The sequence below is a fragment of the Vibrio sp. Vb0349 genome, from assembly GCF_033338975.1.
In genome coordinates, this window is the sequence record NZ_JAWOTS010000249.1 from 1 (window position 1) to 1,298 (window position 1,298).

Sequence of the window (1,298 nt, forward strand, 5' to 3'; positions counted from 1 at the left end):
ACTTGGGGCTTTATGCTCAAGCACTGCTGTGTTTGTGTGCATGGCGATGACTTGGCTGATTGTTTTGGCGACTATGTGCCGAGTTGGGAAATTGCTAAGCACTGGAATATGGATGTTGAAGAATGGCTGGCGGTGTATCGAGCTAAGATTGTTCAGGCGACAAGCCTTGAGGAGCAAGTTCGTGCGCAGGTAGTCATCGCTAAAAAGTTATTAAGAGCTTCTTACTCTTTGGTGATGTATCGCGATAAGCGCTGGTTTGATGATCCAATAGAATGTGGTGAAGTGTTTTTGCAATATCATCCCGAGAAAAAACTGGAGATTGACCGCCTCTGCATATTGTTATCTGGAAGGCCAATTCCCAAGCGTTCGGTCATTGGCCTAATTGATGCTTTCGGTGGCTGGCTCGTGAAGCAGTACCAAAAGACTGAGTTTCGTATTGGTTAGAACAGTCCCATCTGTGGTGCTGAGAGGGTTTCAAAGTCTGTGCCGATAAATGGCAGAATCGCATCTGCAACAGGCTTTAGCTGCTTGTCGATGTAGTGCTGGTAGTCGATAGGACTGTTACGGTATTCATGAGGCTCAGGGCCATTTAGGGTAATCAAATACTCTATGCGCCCACGATTTTGATACTGTAAAGGTCGGCCAAGCTTGGCATTAATGTCGTCGGCCAAACGTGCTGCACGCACTTGAGGTGGGATGTTTTTTTGGTACTCATGCAGCTTTCGGCGTAGTCGCTTTTGATAAACCAATTGGTCATCAAACTCCCCATTATTGGTTTTTTCTACTACTTCACGCACATAGTCACTCGGGTCTTCGCCGTGAAATACCATTCGATAGAGCGTGTTTTGGAATTTTTGCGCTAATGGCGTCCAGTCGGTACGCGCACTTTCTAGCCCTTTGAATACAATGCGCTCTTGCTCTCCTTCACCAATTAAACCCGCATAACGTTTTTTCGAGCCTGTTTCCGCGCCACGAATAGTTGGCATCAGAAACTTGCGGTAGTGAGTTTCATATTCAATTTCAAGCATTGAAGTGAGGTTGTACTCAGCGCGAAGATGCTCTTGCCACCAAGAGTTTATGTATTCAACCAAGTGATTGCCGACTTCATCCGCTTCCGCTTGGCTGTATGAACCATTCAAAGAGACAAATGTTGAGTCTGTATCTCCATAAATCACTTGATAGCCTTTGTTTTCAATCAGCACTTTAGTTTGCTTCATGATTTCATGCCCACGCATGGTGATGCTGGAAGCTAATCGAGTATCAAAGAAACGACATCCCGATGAGCCCAGTACGCCATA

At 45.8% G+C, this 1,298-nt stretch carries 1 protein-coding gene and 1 pseudogene; one reads left to right on the forward strand and one right to left on the reverse strand.

The genetic code is table 11. From position 1 onward, the window contains the following. Window positions 1–444, forward strand: a pseudogene (locus R7Q47_RS24940) (nucleotidyltransferase domain-containing protein); the annotation flags it as partial. Here the strand turns inward: R7Q47_RS24940 and R7Q47_RS24945 are convergent. Beyond that, a partial coding sequence (locus R7Q47_RS24945; RefSeq protein WP_318089978.1) for a DNA polymerase domain-containing protein occupies window positions 441–1,298 on the reverse strand: 858 nt, incomplete at its 5' end. The pseudogene R7Q47_RS24940 and the gene R7Q47_RS24945 sit on opposite strands and share 4 nt — an antisense overlap.